This is a genomic window from Aeromonas sp. LsrichE-8G (genome assembly GCF_022869435.1).
Lineage (GTDB): Bacteria > Pseudomonadota > Gammaproteobacteria > Enterobacterales > Aeromonadaceae > Aeromonas > Aeromonas caviae.
In genome coordinates, this window is the sequence record NZ_JALIHH010000110.1 from 1 (window position 1) to 489 (window position 489).

Here is a 489-nt window from a genome sequence, read left to right on the forward strand (position 1 = left end):
CTAGGCTGTGTTCTCAAAATGCTGGTTTTCTGTCCACACATAACTCGCGCAAGTAGCGAAGGCAGAAAGCCAGTTTGATAAAGGCTGCAAAACTCTTGGCTAGCTTTTCATATCTCGTTGAAAACCGGCGAAACTTCTTCAACCAACCGAAGCACCGCTCCACGACATTGCGCCTGCGGTAATGCACCTTGTCCAGTACCAATGGACGCCCCTTATGGCGCCGTTGCTGGTCGCTGCGTTGCGGAATGACCGCTTTTATCCTTCTCCGCCGTAGCTCGGCTCGAAAGGCTTTGCTGCTATAGGCCTTGTCTGCGGCAAGATGCGCTGGCCGTGTTCGGTAGCGACCTGATGACGTTGGTATCCTCGCCATGGCCAACGCGCTTGTTGCATAGCTGATTTCTGCTGATTGCCCCGGTGACAGGCAGAAGCTCAGTGGTAAGCCATGACCGTCCGTGACCAAGTGAATTTTGCTGCCGAAACCTCCCCGCG

The 489-nt window shown here is 54.4% G+C and carries 1 protein-coding gene; it reads right to left on the reverse strand.

Features of this window, described 5'->3' with window-relative positions:
• Positions 1-13 precede the first annotated feature (13 nt).
• Positions 14-489, reverse strand: a 476-nt coding sequence (locus tag MUW49_RS15665; protein WP_244812940.1) for an IS5 family transposase, incomplete at its 5' end; no start/stop codon positions are given.